The organism is Moritella marina ATCC 15381, assembly GCF_008931805.1.
Classification (GTDB): Bacteria; Pseudomonadota; Gammaproteobacteria; order Enterobacterales; family Moritellaceae; genus Moritella; species Moritella marina.
This window is the reverse complement of record NZ_CP044399.1, coordinates 1117701-1135847: the sequence shown is the minus strand read 5'-3', so window position 1 is coordinate 1135847 and position 18147 is coordinate 1117701. Positions and strand designations below refer to the sequence as shown.

20 protein-coding genes are annotated in these 18147 nt (G+C 40.9%); 4 read left to right on the top strand and 16 right to left on the bottom strand.

Annotated features, from left to right (window positions below; translation table 11 throughout):
• The 9 genes from FR932_RS05190 to FR932_RS05140 form a co-directional block, all read right to left on the bottom strand.
• Entirely contained in the window at positions 1–1035 is a 1035-nt protein-coding gene (locus FR932_RS05190; RefSeq protein ID WP_019442759.1) for an efflux RND transporter periplasmic adaptor subunit, read from the bottom strand.
• 328 nt (positions 1036–1363) lie between these two features.
• Positions 1364–1891, bottom strand: a complete 528-nt coding sequence (locus FR932_RS05185; protein WP_019442760.1) for a type II secretion system protein — start codon at positions 1889–1891, stop codon at positions 1364–1366.
• A gap of 85 nt (positions 1892–1976) precedes the next feature.
• Positions 1977–3542 (bottom strand): L-piperidine-6-carboxylate dehydrogenase, encoded by a 1566-nt coding sequence (gene amaB / locus FR932_RS05180; RefSeq protein WP_019442761.1) that lies wholly within the window; start codon positions 3540–3542, stop codon positions 1977–1979.
• 58 nt (positions 3543–3600) lie between these two features.
• Positions 3601–4698 (bottom strand): saccharopine dehydrogenase family protein, encoded by a 1098-nt coding sequence (locus tag FR932_RS05175; protein WP_019442762.1) that lies wholly within the window; start codon positions 4696–4698, stop codon positions 3601–3603.
• A gap of 29 nt (positions 4699–4727) precedes the next feature.
• Complete coding sequence (locus tag FR932_RS05170) at positions 4728–5591, bottom strand: DUF1338 domain-containing protein (RefSeq protein WP_019442763.1); 864 nt, start codon at positions 5589–5591, stop codon at positions 4728–4730.
• Between the two features lie 294 nt (positions 5592–5885).
• On the bottom strand, positions 5886–6362 hold the full coding sequence (locus tag FR932_RS05165; RefSeq protein WP_019442764.1) for a GNAT family N-acetyltransferase: 477 nt from the start codon (positions 6360–6362) through the stop codon (positions 5886–5888).
• 47 nt (positions 6363–6409) lie between these two features.
• On the bottom strand, positions 6410–6829 hold the full coding sequence (locus FR932_RS05160; protein ID WP_019442765.1) for a VOC family protein: 420 nt from the start codon (positions 6827–6829) through the stop codon (positions 6410–6412).
• 444 nt (positions 6830–7273) lie between these two features.
• Positions 7274–8488, bottom strand: a complete 1215-nt coding sequence (locus FR932_RS05145; protein ID WP_019442766.1) for an MFS transporter — start codon at positions 8486–8488, stop codon at positions 7274–7276.
• On the bottom strand, positions 8488–8682 hold the full coding sequence (locus tag FR932_RS05140) for a hypothetical protein (RefSeq protein ID WP_019628794.1): 195 nt from the start codon (positions 8680–8682) through the stop codon (positions 8488–8490). The genes FR932_RS05145 and FR932_RS05140 overlap by 1 nt, the downstream gene beginning before the upstream one ends.
• A 188-nt stretch (positions 8683–8870) precedes the next feature.
• On the opposite strand from FR932_RS05140, the gene FR932_RS05135 reads away from it, so the two are divergent.
• Positions 8871–9812: a LysR family transcriptional regulator gene (locus FR932_RS05135; protein WP_019442768.1), complete on the top strand. Its 942-nt coding sequence runs from the start codon at positions 8871–8873 to the stop codon at positions 9810–9812.
• A gap of 385 nt (positions 9813–10197) precedes the next feature.
• Here FR932_RS05135 and FR932_RS05130 read toward each other — a convergent pair whose 3' ends face one another.
• The 5 genes from FR932_RS05130 to FR932_RS05110 form a co-directional block, all read right to left on the bottom strand.
• Complete coding sequence (locus tag FR932_RS05130) at positions 10198–10806, bottom strand: CAP domain-containing protein (protein WP_019442769.1); 609 nt, start codon at positions 10804–10806, stop codon at positions 10198–10200.
• Between the two features lie 33 nt (positions 10807–10839).
• Positions 10840–11616: a hypothetical protein gene (locus FR932_RS05125; protein ID WP_019442770.1), complete on the bottom strand. Its 777-nt coding sequence runs from the start codon at positions 11614–11616 to the stop codon at positions 10840–10842.
• A gap of 147 nt (positions 11617–11763) precedes the next feature.
• Positions 11764–12645, bottom strand: coding sequence for a TraB/GumN family protein (locus FR932_RS05120; protein ID WP_019442771.1), 882 nt, complete (start codon positions 12643–12645; stop codon positions 11764–11766).
• 59 nt (positions 12646–12704) lie between these two features.
• A complete protein-coding gene (locus FR932_RS05115) occupies positions 12705–13421 on the bottom strand; it encodes an ABC transporter permease (RefSeq protein WP_019442772.1) in 717 nt (238 codons plus the stop codon).
• The gene (locus tag FR932_RS05110; RefSeq protein ID WP_019442773.1) at positions 13414–14136 is read right to left on the bottom strand and encodes a Crp/Fnr family transcriptional regulator; all 723 of its coding nucleotides are present in this window, start codon (positions 14134–14136) and stop codon (positions 13414–13416) included. The genes FR932_RS05115 and FR932_RS05110 overlap by 8 nt, the downstream gene beginning before the upstream one ends.
• A 243-nt stretch (positions 14137–14379) precedes the next feature.
• On the opposite strand from FR932_RS05110, the gene FR932_RS05105 reads away from it, so the two are divergent.
• The gene (locus tag FR932_RS05105) at positions 14380–15615 is read left to right on the top strand and encodes a uracil-xanthine permease family protein (protein WP_019442774.1); all 1236 of its coding nucleotides are present in this window, start codon (positions 14380–14382) and stop codon (positions 15613–15615) included.
• A gap of 72 nt (positions 15616–15687) precedes the next feature.
• Here FR932_RS05105 and FR932_RS05100 read toward each other — a convergent pair whose 3' ends face one another.
• Together FR932_RS05100 and FR932_RS05095 are read right to left on the bottom strand one after the other, a co-directional pair.
• The gene (locus tag FR932_RS05100) at positions 15688–16251 is read right to left on the bottom strand and encodes a GNAT family N-acetyltransferase (RefSeq protein WP_019442775.1); all 564 of its coding nucleotides are present in this window, start codon (positions 16249–16251) and stop codon (positions 15688–15690) included.
• An 88-nt stretch (positions 16252–16339) separates the two neighbouring features.
• Entirely contained in the window at positions 16340–16555 is a 216-nt protein-coding gene (locus FR932_RS05095; RefSeq protein ID WP_019442776.1) for a dodecin, read from the bottom strand.
• A gap of 81 nt (positions 16556–16636) precedes the next feature.
• Here FR932_RS05095 and FR932_RS05090 point away from each other — a divergent pair, with 81 nt between their 5' ends.
• Together FR932_RS05090 and FR932_RS05085 are read left to right on the top strand one after the other, a co-directional pair.
• The gene (locus tag FR932_RS05090) at positions 16637–17365 is read left to right on the top strand and encodes an SGNH/GDSL hydrolase family protein (protein WP_019442777.1); all 729 of its coding nucleotides are present in this window, start codon (positions 16637–16639) and stop codon (positions 17363–17365) included.
• A 393-nt stretch (positions 17366–17758) separates the two neighbouring features.
• Complete coding sequence (locus FR932_RS05085) at positions 17759–18124, top strand: hypothetical protein (protein ID WP_019442778.1); 366 nt, start codon at positions 17759–17761, stop codon at positions 18122–18124.
• The last annotated feature ends 23 nt before the right edge of the window (positions 18125–18147 follow it).

Here is an 18147-nt window from a genome sequence, read left to right as displayed (position 1 = left end):
TTACAGTCCTCGTTCCTTGATCCAAGATCTTACTTTCTGACCTTCGCGTAATTCGTTAACGCCAGAGATTGCAACATTGTCACCATCATTCAGACCTTTAGACACACGTCCATTTTCATCTAATTCGATTTCTCGTTTATGAGCAATGCCTTGATCGTCGATCTGCCATACATAATAGGTATCACCTTTTTTCATCAATGCTTGTGGTGATAACGCTCCTGCACTCCCTTTTGGCAGTGCGATACGGACAGCACCAGCCATACCAGGCAAGATATTTTTACCTTCAGGGCGATTCATAAATAATGTGACTTTATAACTGGAATTTGTCGCATTTGCTTCAGTATCAATTTCTTTAAACTCGGCAGGAAACTCTTCACCTGGGATAGTATCGAAAATAACAGTTGGGCTGCGGCTATAATTATTATCAAATCGCGCAAGTAACTGCTCAGGCAATTGGAAGGTTATGTTGATGATACCAGCGCGCTGAATATGTACTACTGCTTCTTTTGCCATGACATATTCATGATTTTCTTTCAATGATAACGAAAGAGTCCCGTCATAAGGAGCCACTAAGGTTGCATAACTTAAGTTGGATTCTTGCTTGCTTAATGTGGCTTGAGCTTGGTTACGCTTAGCTTTAGACGTATCAAATGCAAGTTCTGAGACAACATTGGTTTTACGTAATTTTTCATCTCGTTTAAACTGCACTGAAGCAAGTTCATAATTAGCTTTGGCTTGTTCAACTTGCAGTGAAAATTCGTCTTGGTTCAAGCTAGCCAGCTTTTGCCCTTTAACCACGTTTTCACCCGGGTTCACATCCATCGACGATAAAACACCTGAAACTCGAAATGCGAGAACAGCTTTATCTCCCGCTTCAACAACACCTGGGAATGTTCTGAAGGTGTCTTTAATACCAACATCCACCGTTTGTAACTTAACAGGTCGAGAATCCGGTTCCGGAATGACGACTTGTTCTTCACTGCAGCCAGAAAGTAGCAGGCCAGCAACAACCGTGGTCGCTATAATTCCCTTCATATAATCACCCTAATAATGTGCTGTTTATCTACCGATTCATATTTATGTATAAACAAGTCAAGTTGTCTGAATAGACGTTTACTCAACTATAGCCTTTAAAATAGTATTTACAATGACTTATCTCTTATATGCTATATCGTAGGCAATAAAGTCCATCTAAAAGTAATAATCATTCCAAAGACAGACAATGATTAGAGTCAATAGTTCTATTATGGCGAGACGTTTAAAGGGAGGAGGAATAAATGACGAACAATGAGTTAAATAGATAGCGAATAGCATATAAAATAGACGGCAACCTACATTGCCTTATTTATTGATGAGCAGAGAGTTAACAACCAGAATCTTCAAAACCAATGACAGGTGAAACGCCATCAATCTCCAAATTGGCATAATAAGCAAAACAACTGCCGAGTACATAGCCGTTCGGCCAAAAGAACACGATATGTCCAGAAGTGACCTCATCAATTTGCGGCTCGTTGGTATATGCTCGGTTACCAAGAATACAAAACTCTGAATCATCACAAGGTACAGTTAACCAATTTGGCGTCCATGTCGTACTCGGTAGATCCATATTCAGTAAATGGCGCATTTCAGGGGCCGATGGTTTAGGGAAACCGTTAACGAGTGTGATTTTATTCCCGTTATAATCGACTTCTGTTTCAGCATTATCAATTTCTTTTCTCGCATTGACAAAATCCATCGCGCTTTTCAATGTGCCACTGATATTCTGAACAACGGCACGGCTAGCATCATGCTGAAGATTAATAAATTTAGGGATCGCTGTCGCTGCCAGAACACCTAATACGATGATGACGATGACTAACTCAATTAATGTAAAACCGTTATTATGTCTCATATAGAACAACTTATTCTAAAAGCGTAAGATAATTAATGGTTCTTCATACCTCGTGATTAATTAATAACATTCAACCAAAAAATGATTATTTATCCTTGGGCATATCAAAGCTAATGCCTTGCGCTAAAGGTAACTCACTACCATAATTAATGGTATTTGTCATACGGCGCATATAAGCCTTCCATGCGTCAGAGCCACTTTCTCGCCCGCCTCCCGTGTCTTTTTCACCACCGAACGCCCCACCGATCTCGGCACCTGACGTACCGATATTGACATTAACTAGCCCACAATCAGAACCTCGAGCGCTAACGAATATCTCCGCTTCCATCATGTCTTTGGTGAAAATAGCGGAAGATAGACCTTGGCTAACACCATTTTGGATCGCCAGTGCCTGCTCAAGGGAATCATAGCTGTGCACATAAAGTAACGGCGCAAAGGTTTCTTGTTGAACAATTTCAGCACTAGGATCAATATCGATAATCGCAGGCGTAATATAAAACCCATGCTCGCTTTTACCTTTATTGTCTAAATTCGATATTTGTTGCCCTCCAGTAATCAGCTTCCCGCCTTGAGATATTGCGGTATTAATACTGGCTTTCATGGTATCGATAGCTTGTTGGTTAACCAGTGGCCCCATTAAATTACTGCTATCAAAGGGGTCGCCAATACTCACGGTTTTATAAATCGCCTCTAACTTGGTAAGCACTTGATGTTTTAAGCTGCTATGTACAATCAATCGGCGCAATGTAGTACAACGCTGACCGCTAGTCCCCAAGGCTGAGAAAGTGATCGCCCGAATCGCTAATTCCAGATCGGCACTCGGGCACACTATCATGGCATTGTTACCGCCAAGTTCTAATAACGTCCGCCCCATCCGCGCTGCAACGCGACAATTAACCGCACGCCCCATTGCACATGAGCCTGTTGCAGAAACTAACGCGATATCTTTATGATCAACCAATTGCTCTACTTGCGGTTTTTCACCAAACACAATACTGCTCAGTTCAGGATTAGCACCGAACTCTTTAATAGCTGATAACAGTAATTGATGACAGGCTAAACCGCACAGTGGTGTTTGACTTGATGGTTTCCAGATAATCGGGTTACCACAAATCAAGCTAATGGCTGCATTCCACCCCCACACTGCCATAGGGAAGTTAAATGCGGTAATGATGACAACCGGACCTATTGGATGCCATTGTTCCATCATCCTATGATTAGGTCTTTCAGTGGCAATCGTTAATCCATAAAGCTGTCGCGACAAACCAACAGCAAAATCACACACATCAATAAGTTCTTGTACTTCGCCTAGGCTTTCTTGAAATGGTTTACCGGCTTCAAGACTAATGATGGTAGCCAGTTGATGCTTTGCAGTACGCGCTTTGTCGGCAAACAATCGTACGAGTTCACCACGTTGCGGTGCTGGCACACTGCGCCAATGATAAAACTCTGCTTTTGCACTTGCTATGACCTGTTGGATTACATCGGGCTTTGCATGGCTGATGGACAACAAATGTTGACCATCATTAGGGCTAATCACATCCACGGTCGCATCGCTGTCAAAACGCTGATCACCAAGATAAGCACTGCCGTAGTGTTTATCTTGACTATAAAAATCGCCTAGCACTGTCTTTAAAATTGCTTCATGCATGTGATTATCCTCGCTGTTAAAACTACAAACTACAAACTACAAACTACAAACTAAAAGTTTAAATACTTAATTCTGCATCGCGATACGCTTTCGCAAAGTCGTTCGCTAAGAACTCATCAATGTTTAATGTTTCTTGCTCAACGAAACCTTGTCTTGATTCACGACCATTTAAAATCAGATCAACAGTCGTCACCGCAGCGCTCGCCGTCGATATTTGAATGGCACTTTGCTCTGCGGTATGTCGGAGTAAAAACGTGCGGCTACACTGTTTTAACCTATCATCGACATAACCCGTGGCCACCACCGAAATCAACACCAGATCTTGCATCGTGGTGGCGACCGAACTTTCAAATATCTCCATCAACATGTCACGGCGCTTGCCCTCTTCACCTAGGCGTAAATCATGAAACAAGAACTTCATTAACTTGCAATGACCAGGATAACGGATGGTTTTATAAGTCAGTTCTCGTAGTTCTCCGTCCAAGGAATAACATAGATTAGCCAGACCGCCCGAGGTGTTAAACGCCTCATATTCGACGCCAGAGATTGAGAATACTTCGCGGCCTTCTAGCGGCTCAGTTAATGTGGGAATGTGATTCTTAATGGATTCACAAGGATTTGCATACTCGTTAATTAAGCCTTCGGTAGACCATGTCAAGTTATACATCATTTGATTGGAGGGATATTCAGGTAATGCGCCAACACGTAATTTAAGGGTATCAAGGCGGTCAAAGCGATGCCGAAAACTGTAACCCAAAATACCGATAAAGCCTGGGGCTAAACCACATTGGGGCATAAACACTTGCCCCGGCGCTGCAGCAAGGGCTATTTCCTTAATGGCTTGAGTACAGCGTACATCTTCGGTTAAATCAAAATAGCTACAACCATGATCAAGCGCAGCTTGGGCAACATAGGGATTATCATTAAAAGTGAGGGCTGAGATCACCGCATCCTGCCCTGTCAGCAAGGCGCCATAATCTCTAGTTTCAGGGGATGTATTGGGTAATAGCTCGGTTTTAAATTGCTCACTAAAATGTGCCACAGCAGTGGGATTAATGTCAGCGCCCGTGACATCATAGCCATCATGGCGATTTAAGATCTGAGCAATGGCACCGCCAATCCTACCTAGCCCTAAAACAACAATGCGTTTTGTCATTTAAAACTCCTTATTACAGGGATTAACCGCTAATTATCATCGTCTGATGCAACCCCACCTAATATTGATTTCATGCTGGTTGACTCAAATATTTTATCTGCACTGCTTGGTACAAAACCTTGGTATAATTGACCATTTTCTTGGGTAAAACGTTGAGCAAATTCATAATAACAACTGCTAATAGGCTGCTTGCCAGCATCTTTAAAATCGATTAAACAGGTATCCGCCATCGTTGACGCTTGAATTAATAAATCAGCCTGCTTACCTTTTATCACGCCACCAGCATCATTGAGCTCATAACCCTGTTGTTGTAACAGCTCAACGACTTGCGATAATTCAGGGTCACGCTTTAAGTGATTGACGAAGAGTGTAAAATGATTGGCCCGTAAGCCCCATACCGACAGCCAAGCGGCATATTCCGATTCTGCGGCGAGCGTTTGATAATCGGCATAACTGGGTAACTGCCATAGTCGTCCAGCGCTTAATAAAGGCGAAATCCCTGCACTGGACTGATCGATTAACGGCGAACTTAATGTCTTATGCCCCTGCTCGATGATGTCTTGGATTATAGCTTGCGCTTGCTCTGATAATTCACCCCAACGTAATTCACTGATGAATATTTTAGTCGGAGACTGGTCATGGATATAACAACGGGCATCGAGTTTTTTAACCTCAAACTGATAGGAATCTAATAGTCGATAACCTAACGCTAAGATCTCATCTTCAACAATATCAAGACTAATGTGAGAATCGGCAAACGTACGAAACGCGACATGGTCATTAACCAATGTCTCGCCTTTGTTTTCAAATAATTGGTGTATAGCTAGAGCCTGTGGGCTAATCTCACTGTATTGCTGCCAGAGTTTATCGAAAAAGTTATCCAAAATGGACATGTAACATCCTCTTATTTAGAGCGAATTATCAGTGTTTTCATGATGCATTTTCATAATACTTAGAAAGAAAGATAGGTGATGAAACGTAATTTCGCTAATGTCAGCTTGTATAATAGAGACTTAGGAGGGGTTTTATGGCGAAGTACAGCGGAGGGAAGCGGAAAATAGCTTAGCCACCTTCTCTGTTCCATTTTAGGTTACTGTTATATGTTATTTTCCACAGATGCCATTTTTACACCTGCAAAAATAAGCATCACGCCAGCAAGTAGATGTAACTGTAAATGTCACGCCCTGTTAAGTAGCATCTTGAGCATGACTAAAACGCTGCCTTGTCACTAAGCCCCACTTTTCATCAAGATACTTATCTTCAACAAAGGAGCCTAATGTGTAGTCATTAACGACATTCTGCCAGAACTTAACAGCATGTTCAGCACCAGCTACTTGCTTAATTTCCCAAGAGCCTTCGAGACGTTGAAAAATGTTTGATATAAACAGCTTACCAATTTTGTTTTTTCGAAAACAGGGTAATACATAAAAATCACAGATCTCAAATTCGTTTGGTGATTTTTCCAAAATGGCTGTAAGCGCCGCAGGAACCCCATCTTCATATAATAAGTAACCGGAAACATTACCTTCAATTTTTGGGTATATTTCAAACATCCCATTTTCATCAGGTTTGTCTGCTATGATTTTTGAAAATTCAGCCGCATAACCTTGATATAAATTAGCATATACATGTTTATTGCTACTATCCACGTTTACTATTTGCATAAATAATTCTCTATATAGTGTTACCGTTAAGACTTAACTTATACCTTTTATTCGTATAAAAACTTCTCTGCAGGATCTTGAGAACTATACTCAACCAACTCCCACTCAAACCCCAAATTATCAAAGAAGTACAGCCTTTTACGGTGTTTCTCTACAGGAGTATCAATACTGCGCTTATAACCATACTTTACCAAATCACTTTCGACTCTCAAAAGGTCATCAACAACAATTGCGATATGATTAACACCATAGTTTTTATATGATTTACGAGGGCTTTCTGGCTCTGAACCTAAATGAGTTTCTTGAAGGGCAAAATAACATTCATCATTACCAATATGTGTCCAACGATGACTAGTGGATGATTTCACATCTTTTCTTACTTTGAAATCAGGCGCTACAATTTGAATAAATTTAATCGCCTCATCAATATCTGGAACTGTGATATTTAAATGTTCAATTTTAGTCACGAATTACTCCTATAGACCGCACGAAGCGGAGTCAAATAGCTGGCTATAATGTTAGCGTTAAGCAAAATAAAGCCAACAGTTTTCGTTCCATTTAAAGTTTTTGTTGAACGAAGCATTATTAGTGCTCTAAATATGAATCATTTACAGCATAAGATTTAATTTTCTTTATGAACAACACCTTACCAATTTAAGGTTGCAAGGTAAACGATCAACGACTATTGATGCCTATCTCGTGCGGTTCGATGTATTACGGCTTACAGTTTTTCTACCGCTATACGCTTGATAAGCAATGGGAATGGGTCGTTGATTGTCGTAAAGACGTATAGAAAGTGCCTTGCTTCACATGAATGAAAGGCCTTATAGCAGCCAAGCGCCATTCACGGATGGTGAATTACGCTTGGCTTGTTTCTTAGATTGGGGATTATTCCGTAACCGCAGCAATAATCAGGTTGCCGTCGCAACGGTTAAGCGTGGTACAGGACGACCATTAATTGGTAAATGCAGTAATGCTGCACAAAGTGCCATCACAACCGTTGCCCACCAGATTGGATCGTAAGAACCGTAATAGTCATACATTAACCCGCCAACCCAAGCACCTAAAAAGCTACCTACTTGATGGGTAAAAAAGACCAGACCATATAACGTAGACATATATCGAGCACCAAACATTTGGCGAACTAATCCTGACGTCAGTGGCACTGTCCCTAACCAACAAAAACCAATCGCTGCACCAAAAATAGTCGCGGTATCAACGGTCACAGGCAGAACAACAAACGCAGCAATAACCACAGAACGGATTAAATATAAAGATGTCATCACATAACATTTATTAAACTTATCGCCCATCACGCCCCAAAAGTAAGACCCGAATATATTGAAAATACCAACATACGCTAATGCCATTGCGGCTGTCGCCACAGGCAGTCCCTTATCTGCAAGGTAGCTAGGTAAATGCGTTGCAATAAACATGACATGAAAGCCACAAACAAAGAACCCCGCGTGGATAAGCCAGTAACCACGATGATTAAATGCTTCTTTTAACGCCTCTTTTAACGTCTGTGAATTATCAATATCTGTACTTGTAGATGCTAACGTTTTGTTAGTCTTCATAAAAGCAGAAAATGCAATTATCAAACAACACATTAATGCAAAAACCTGCAGTGCGCTCTGCCAACCGACATGACTCAACAATGATTGTGCTCCAGGTATGACAGCAAACATACCGAATGAGCCAGCTGCTGTTGTCAGTCCAAATGCTTTTGCTGTGTGTTCAGCCGGTACAACGCGCGCCACAGCACCAAGAATAATAACGTAACTGGTAGCACTTAACCCAAGTCCCACCAGTGTACCAAGTGTGAGATACAACCAACTTGGATCCGTTGCGAGTGAGGTAAGATATAAGCCCGCAGCATAAGACACCGCACCCAAAATAATTATTCGCTTAGGTCCCCAACGATCAGAAGCCATGCCAACAAAAGGCTGGAACATACCAAAGAGTAAATTCTGTAATGCGATTGTAAAGCTAAAAAATTCACGCCCTGTATTAAAGGTATCTGATATTGGCAACATGAAGATACCAAACGACTGCCTGAGCCCTAAACTAACAATTAATATAGCGATACCAGCCCAGACTAAAAGGGGGAAACGAAAAATACTCATTAATGATGTTCCATGTGTTCGTGTTTAAGTGGACGGTGTTCGTCTTTAGGTGAATTGTGTTGGTGACAACCACCGCTTGTTGCATTGTTAGCTAATGAATCGATTAATGGCTGGCATTGCCGGACACCATAAAGAGTAATGATTAGCAGCACTAACATCCGCACTAGCTGTGCAAAAAGTGACTGTGAAAACATTGATGTGTTCTTATTGAAATTAAAGGAAACGGGATAGTAAAGAAAGTAGATACATGAATCAAATGATTAAAAATCACAATGTACATGCATAAAACGCAACTATTAGTTTGAATTAATCAATAAACGTTGGATGTCTCTTTTGTTGTTGTTCATAATGCAGTAATAATGATTATGCTATGGGTATAAATATGGATCTTGAAGAAGTCTATCGTCGCGACTTAAACCTATTTGTAGCGTTAAAAGTGCTAATAGAAGAAGGCAGTGTACAACGTAGTGCGGTCAGACTTAATTTAAGCCAGTCAGCAATGAGCCGAGTATTAGGAAGATTAAGAGAGTTACTCAATGACCCACTTTTTATTCGCCAAGGGCAACATCTACAACCAACTCAGCGTGCGTTAGAAATAAGCCGTGCGGTTAATGAGCCGCTAGAATCATTGCGAATGTTACTGTCTCCGACAGATTTTGAACCAAAATTATGCACACAGCATTTTTCTATCGCGACGACTGATTATGCAATGCAGACAATTTTACCCTATGCACTGCCGCGTATTTATGAAAAAGCACCTAATATCTCATTGGCATTCTCGCCACTTAAGCATGAACAAATGCTTGAGCAATTAACGACTGAAGGTTGTGATATGGCGATCTGTCGTCCGACTGCTAATATAGAGCCATTAGAACGAGAAAAATTAGGTTTTGTGAGTGTTTATTGTATGTTATCAAAATCTCATCCTCTCGCAGACAAAGAATTAACCTTAGCTGATTACCTTGCATACCCACACGCATTAATTGCGATCAGTGATGGTGTAAAATCGCTGTTAGATACTGCGATCAATGGCTATACCCAGCCGAAAACGCTGTTACGGGCTTATCATTTAGAGGCTGCATTAGCGATTGTTGATAAAATGCCACTCATTATCACCGTGCCTGCTGATTTAGCCTATTTAGTCGCTGAAAAACATGGCTTGATTGTAAAGTCTTTGCCCTTTGAATTTAAACCTTTTGAATATTCGCTTATCTGGCATCCTCGCTGTGAACATTCTGCTGCACATATTTGGCTACGTAATTTATTAAAAGAACAGTGTGGCAAGTTAATAGATAAACGAGTGCAAGATATGGGATTGGCATAGCGCATGAAGCTATAACCCCCTAAACAGATCAACAATAGCTCCAAGATAAAAATAAAGTAACCTACATGACATTAGTCAATTACTTGAGTAAAACACTTGGTTATAGTGACTGGGTATTTTACTTAACACTAAATTGATTGAACAAAGAGGATATTATTATGAGTTGTTGTGGTGGCTGCGGCGGGCAAGATCATGAAGAAACTAAAAAAACTGAAGAAACCGAACAGGATTCTGAGTAGTTAGTTGATTAAATTCTGCTAAATAAAAAAGATCTTACTTACCTTTCTGAGGCTAAGTTGGATCTTTTTTGCTATATTTTTTGCTATAAGCACTTAGCATTTTCTATAAGTACCTAGTATTTTCTATAAAATGCTCTGCTAATTTACTAAAAAGGCGCAGCTAAAACTTGTGTCCAATAGATACTATAATACGAGCTGTTATTAGTATAAGACGCCATGCCCATCTCTGTATAGTCACCATCCATAATATTCAAGCAATGCCCTTTACTGCCTAACCACCCGGTCATGACCACTCTCGCTTCAAGCTGTCCTGCGGCTATATTTTCACCTGCAGCGCGCCAATTATACCCAGCGGCATAAGTACGTTCTCCGACCCGATTACCTTGTTTGTCGCGATGATTAAAATAATCGCCATCTGCCATATTTTTGGAATGTGCAAACGCCGATTGTTGTAATTGCTCATTCCAGACTACAGGGTCAACCGCGGGCATTCTACGATTACCACAAGTATAACCGCCGACACGCGCTGCATTTACCGCAGCGAGCATCTTACGTTTAAAACCAGGTGTTGGTTCTGGCCCCAGTCTTCTTGATGGTTTTGATACAGGTGGATCCGCTTGTTCAATCACTTTATCCGGTAATACAATCTCACCATCCTTGTTATCATATTGACCATTGCTAACGCAGGCAGTGAGTAACACCGCCATTACGCAAGTGATGAGCCATTTCGTTTTACCTTGCCCAAGTTTATTCATCCACCCTCTCGCTGTTATTTTATAATACGCAGATTACTTTAACGCCAACAGCTGCTGTAAACGTACAGGTTCACGCTCAATTTGTTTTAGCGCTTGCTTGAAGTTACGTCTTAAATAACCTTTCAAATTACGGGTAGCGTCACCAGTTGCAATACCTTTTAATCGGCAAAATAACGCCAAGGCAAAAATAACATGGTCTTCAGATAACGTGGCCTGTCGATTTGCTTGGGCGTTATAACAACTGCCACACCCGCCTCTGAAAGTATAAGCCGAATTAGCCATCATCACACCAAAGCCCATAAAAATAGCCACGATTTCGGTACTGGCATTAAAATCCTCAGCACCACCAAGAGGTAATTGCTGTGATTGTGCCACCATATGCTGCGCTAAATGATGCGCATAACTTGAAGCTAGATCGCCCGGTTTAGAGGCTTGTTGGTGGTTATACGTCATAGCTAGAGGCTGTAGAGCAACCAGTGCTGGTAAAGTATGATTCCCTGACGAATCACGCTGCACTGCCGATAAATCGAGTAAGGCAGGCGGTTGTGGATTAAACAACTGCGGCGCTTGTAACTGTAACGGCCAATGACTTAACCCTGCGTATTTAACCACATGATTAAAAATGGTTTCAGCCATACCATGACGGCTATCAATATTACCGGGAAAGAAATCATTGGTAGGCTGGATCAACTGACTACGCTGGAAAAATTCTTGATGGTCGAAATGGGTTAGCGCCCACTCGAAAGTGTCAAACATCCACTCACAACTGATGTCGTCGATAAGCGGCTTAGAACTAAAAAAATTCAGCATTGGTTATCATTCGGTAATAGTTAGATAACAAACATCATATCCTAACTCTTATGACCGACCAATAAACCAATGCTATTTTTTATAACGGCTTACTTTTTACAACTGCTTACTCTTTACAACTGCTTACTCTTTACAACTTCTTACTCTTTATAACTGCTTTACTTTGTAACCAGCTGATTGCAATTGCTCCAGTAAACCATCTTTACCGACTAAATGTAACGCGCCAACTAATACCAATTCTGTTTGTTGATTGCTAAACATAGCTTCAATCTGTGGTAACCAGTTATTGTTACGTTGTACTAATAATGATTCATAGATATCAGGAAAGTTCGTTATCAAAGGCGTTATAGCAATATCCTCTAGCGCTTGCGGATCACCATCTCGCCACGCTGTTTTCATCTCAACCATAAAGGTAGGTAATGTTTTGATATCTTCAAGACTATAACGGATCAGCTCATCTTCTTTGCCTTTACCTAACCCAGCAATGAATGCTAATTGCTCTTCAACTGTCTCTAATTTACCTAAGGGCTTTCCATCGACAACGGCTTTGTTGTTATAGAATTTATCCACCCCCAGACCAGTGAAGTTAAGTCGTTGCAGCTCAACCATGGTTAACATTAACGAGATCATGCTCGGCTTAAAATGATTAATCACCTGCATGCCAATACCACGCGACTCACAAAATGCCGCCAATTGCTTATATGTTTCAGGGCTTAAATGCTGAGATACATTTTGACCTTCAGGATAAGTAAGCTGACTGAGCATGGTCTGTTGAAATGCAGGGCTGTCTAATTTCGCCATATCGGTTTCTAATACCAACACATCCGTCAATGCATAAGCACGGTCGAATTCAGCGGGTAACGGATAATCATCTGTTGTTAGCACATGCACAGTGCCACCAAGATAGATACTGTTTTTGCCATCTGTTACCTGCCAAACCGATGAGGTGGCATTCGCCGTACTCACAACGCTCAAGCCGCTCAATAATAACAACAGGGAAAAACCATAAGATAATTTAGCTAGTTTCATTAATGCCTCTATTTTTAGTCAAGTTTAAAGCCCTACATTTAAAAGCCTACAATACACAATTACTGCTTCACTGGCATGACAGGTTTTATCAACGACAAGAAGAATGCCGCTGAAATAACCGATGAACCAAACAACATACACATGATCATAATTTGATAGCGCACTGCAATAAATGGCGAGACACCCGATAAAATTTGCCCCGTCATCATGCCGGGTAAAGACACTAACCCGACCGCAAATAAAGCATTAGTGATCGGTATTAACGAGGCTCTTAAAGCGATCCGACGAGCCACGAGATAATCTTCACCACGCGCCATTTCTGCATGCAAACGTTCCGCTGATAAGCTCACACTATTCATCGCATTCGCAAACGCCATCCCAGCTAGTGGCACCATGTATTGTGGGTTATACCAAGGATCAAGTCCCAGTACGCCCGCGCTCATGAAAAACAGCGTAAAACCGCCACCAAGCGTCACCGCGATGAATGCATACTTATACATTTTCCAACGTTGTTCAGGAACCGCGCCTAATGCAATCCAACTCGATGCAACCACCATAACAAGCAATACAATAACGACAATGCCCGCACTGTGCGATTCAAAAATATAGGATAAGAAATAACCAATAAGTAATAACTGGATCAGCATTCGCGATAATGCATACAAGCCATTTTTAATCGGTAAGCGCCACTGCATTAAGATACCTAATGCCACAAGCACAGGGATAAATGCAAAGGCTAAATTAGAAAACGAGATCACCTGAACCGCGTTACTCATTATTCCCCCCCGTGACAGGTTGCACTGGAATATCGGAAGCTGCATACAAGGCATCAATATTGATAATACGAATATGGCCTCTTCTCTCTTCAATTAAGCCTTCTTTCGCCAATTTTTTCAGTAAACGCGAAAACGTTTCAGGCTGGATAGACAATAATGACGCCAACGTGCGTTTCGGTATATCCAGTTCAATCACCCCTTCATTACCGTCTTTGTCTTGAATATTCTGCATCAAGAATAACAATAACCGGTTTTTAGCATTTTCGACCGACAACATTTCAATTTCATACAGATCATGGTGTAAACGAATACTCATGTTCGCCATGATCGCAATGCCGGCTTCAGGGTTACTTTTTAAGATTTTCAAGTACGTATCATTATCAAAGGTTATCAATTCACTTGCTGATACAGCTTGTGCAGCCACAGGATAAAACGGTTTATTATTAAACATTAATGCTTCCGCAAAGGTGTTCCCTTCACGCATTAATTCAACTACTTTTTCTTGTCCACTCGGGCTGGTACGATAAAGTTTAAGGTGCCCGCGTAACACTAAATAAAATCGACTTGCTTTATCACCTTGATGAAAGACATTTTCTAATGGTTCTATTTTACATGTTTTCGCAGTACTAAAGAGCTGCTGAAATTCAGCCTCAGTAAGTGCTGAAAACAAATGATGAGCAGATACTGTATCGATGATATGACTGTCGGTGATCATGAAATCCAACTTATAAATACGGTTGTTATCTGCATAGGATAGAAGATATCGTAAGCAGATGATAAGAACCAACATAATGCCATGATTTTGCTTTTATACAAACGTTCTCATCGTGACAATCCACCACAGAGCACTGACAAATTTGACCTAGTACCTAAAAGTAACGGATTTATCTATTATTAATATCAATAATAAATCTTCTATGCTACCGTCCAGCGGTTTGCTTAAAATGGAGATAAAAAAATGCAAGTTTTACTCGGTCTACAAATGCTTTTTGTGGCGTTTGGTGCCCTCGTACTGGTTCCACTGCTGACTGGTTTGGATCCCAATGTTGCGCTTTTCGGTGCTGGTCTCGGTACCTTAGTTTTTCAAGTCATTACTAAACGTTCTGTCCCTGTGTTTCTTGCGTCCTCGTTCGCTTTTATAGCCCCTATCATGTTTGGTGTACAAACGTGGGGTATCGCGAGCACGATGGGCGGGTTAATGGCTGCAGGTTTCACTTATGTATTACTCTCTGTCGTGATTAAATTTCGTGGCGTAAGCATTATCCATAAATTACTACCGCCAGTTGTTGTTGGTCCAGTGATCATGGTGATTGGCCTTGGTTTATCGCCTGTTGCTGTCAATATGGCGATGGGTAAAACCGGTGATGGTTCAATGCAACTCATTGACAATGAAATTGCGATTATCATTGCGGCAATTTCATTGTTCACTACGATTGCGGTCAGTGTATTTGGTAAAGGCCTGCTTAAACTCATTCCGATTATGGCTGGTATTTTAGCGGGTTATACCGCAAGCCTTGCTTATGGCATTATTGATTTCACACCTGTATCTCAAGCTAGCTGGTTGGCACTGCCAAACTTTACTTTCCCTGAATTTAATATAAACGCGATATTATTCATGATCCCAGTTGCGCTAGCCCCTGCTATTGAACATGTTGGTGATATTCTGGCAATTTCTAATGCCACAGGTAAAGATTATCTGAAGAAACCAGGCCTTCACCGCACACTTGCTGGTGACGGTGTCGCAACAATGGCAGCGTCAATGTTTGGTGCACCACCGAATACGACATACAGCGAAGTAACAGGTGCCGTAATGCTAACAAAGGCATTCAACCCTATCATCATGACATGGGCTGCAGTGATCGCGATTGTGTTGGCTTTTGTGGGTAAGTTAGGCGCCTTATTACAAACATTCCCTGTACCTGTCATGGGCGGTATTATGATCTTGTTATTTGGTACCATCGCAACTGTTGGCCTAAATACACTGATCACCAATCGCGTTGATCTACATAAATCACGTAACTTAATCATTGTTGCTGTAACACTGGTATTTGGTATTGGTGGTATGGCGTTTGGTATCGGCGATTTCAGCCTTCAAGGTGTTAGCCTTTGTGGTATCGTGGCGATTATTCTTAACTTAGTATTACCGAATGAATTAGGTGATAATCATGTTGTTGATAAAGTAGAAACGAAATAATACGACATTAAGTTAGGCACTAAATGAAAAAGCGCGTTATGGCATTGAACCTATAACGTGCTTTTTTATTAGCTATAAAGCGAGCGGTTTCGACGTATCGTATACCAACTCATAATAATGGTTGTTGTTATATTCAAATTCTTGAATAACAGTCAGACCTAGTTTTTTAGTATGTGCCGCATAAGATCGTGGATTAACCTTATTAATAAAAGTCACTAAAATAGGGTAACGCTTCGCCATATGCTCTCTAGCAAAATCAAAGATAGTTTCTAAGGCACCCGTACCACGGATACTTTTATCGATACACACTGGACCATATTGATACGAGTTATCAACCGTTAAAGTTTGACCTAAGTAACTTAAGTTATGCAGATCTTTGATCATATGCGCAAACATCGGCCAGTTAGACCAAAAGGTCCAAGACGCAGCCATGACATAGGCGACAACCTTGCCATCTTTACGGGCAATAAACAGTCCGCTTTCTTCGGTGATTAAGCGTGTTAACTCTGCTTTTGTAAACGGCGTAGTCACAAAACCATCCGCTTTGTCTTCCGCAGCAATCGAATCAACTTGGTATTTATAATGAAGTGTTAAGGTATCTTCAATATCACTTAATTCAGCTACTTTTAACTGCATGTTTACGCTTCCTTTTATTGCTATATCAGTCCAACTAGTAGCGCAAATATAACATCATCCCTATCACGGGATCCAGCGAACAACTAAATTAGCTATCACCAATACGGAAGCCGATTTTGAGCGTTACTTGAAAATGCCCTACTGCGCCATCAACAATGTGGCCACGGGTTTCAACGACTTCAAACCAATCCATATTCTTAACCGTCTTACTGCATTCGGCCAGGGCATTATGAATAGCGTCTTCAATACTGGTTTTAGATGAACCAACCATTTCGATCTTTTTATAGGTATGATGATTTGACATAACTCACTCCAATTAAACATAAAACAACCTCAGTGTAAATATAGCTCGGTATTGCTATGATGGTTACAACAAGGAGGTTTCATGTTTAAATCATTAAGTAAATTGTTAACCACAGCTGTCTATGCGCCCATTATTATTGCGCAAGGCCGTTATGTCAAAAAGGTAACACCAAAGCTACCTGAAGCATCTGGCGAACGCTCTGGTTCCGTCGGTGAAGGGCAAAAAATACGACTACTGATTATTGGTGATTCAGCTGCCGCAGGGGTTGGCGTAGCACATCAATCACAAGCACTAGCAGGACACTTAGTGTCTGCATTAGCCGATTCCTATCAAGTCGACTGGCAGTTATTAGCAAAATCAGGACACACCACATTAGATAGCTTGAAAATGTTATCAGCTCAGCCACCGCAAACGTTCGATATTATCGTGACATCATTAGGGGTGAACGATGTCACCGGTTCGTTATCCGCATTAACCTGGATAACACAACAACAAGATCTCATCACTCAATTACGTACGCAGTTTAATTGCCAACAGATCCTTATCACCCAAGTGCCACCTATGGGTCAGTTTCCTGCTCTACCGCAACCACTACGCCGTTATTTAGGCGGAAGGTCTTCGCAGTTTAACCGTAAACTAGCACAGCTCATTACAAGCCAAACTGATTGCCAGTTAATCGACATTGACGGCGAATTAAATCAACAAGACATGGCAGAAGATGGTTTTCACCCTGGGGCTGTTATCTATCAGCACTGGGCAGACATTGTCGCTGAGAAGATACATGCTACCGTGAAAATAAAAGAACAATAGAACAATAGAACAATAGAACAATAGAACAACAAATAATATATCCATCGAAATATAACAAAGCGATACAGAAGATTTTATAACATATGGTGTCATTAAGATGTAAAGCACTGTATAAACCACAGTGTAAAACACTGTATAAAGTACTGTGCAGACACTCTGAATCGCTCTAATCAATATCCTATTAACGTCCCTAGCCATAATTTCCCAGCTCTCCCCCCCTAAAACAATAACACCATAAGATAAACTTAAGCGAATGATAAATAACAACTAATACACATTAAAGCTGAATGGGTTAATATAATTTTGAATATAAAAAGTAATAAATACTTGCAAACACCAGCCTAAAATACTACTGTATATAAAACCACTGGATGTAACAACAGGTAGATGACAATGCAAACTAAATCTTTTATGTATAACGCGAACATATCTGCACAGAGTAATAATTTCCTTCATGCTGATGACACCGTAATTGAAGATAATCATGGTCAATGGACTGCAATCATTGCCCCGCCAATGACGCTTACCGCAGCACTGTTGTCACAGCAGGGTATTAGCGCAAATAGTGCACTAATCATCCACAAGGCTAAAATCAATAATAAGTTCCACACTTTGTTAAAAGCAGCCCAAAGCCCGACCATCTCGGCAGTCGTGACGTGGGATGACGAGTTAACTGCAGACGAAATATTCCAAGTTAAAGCGACGATGAAAAGCTATAACACAGAGTGTGTGATACAGAACAATAAAAAATTACACTAAAGAAACATATACTTGCTATATTT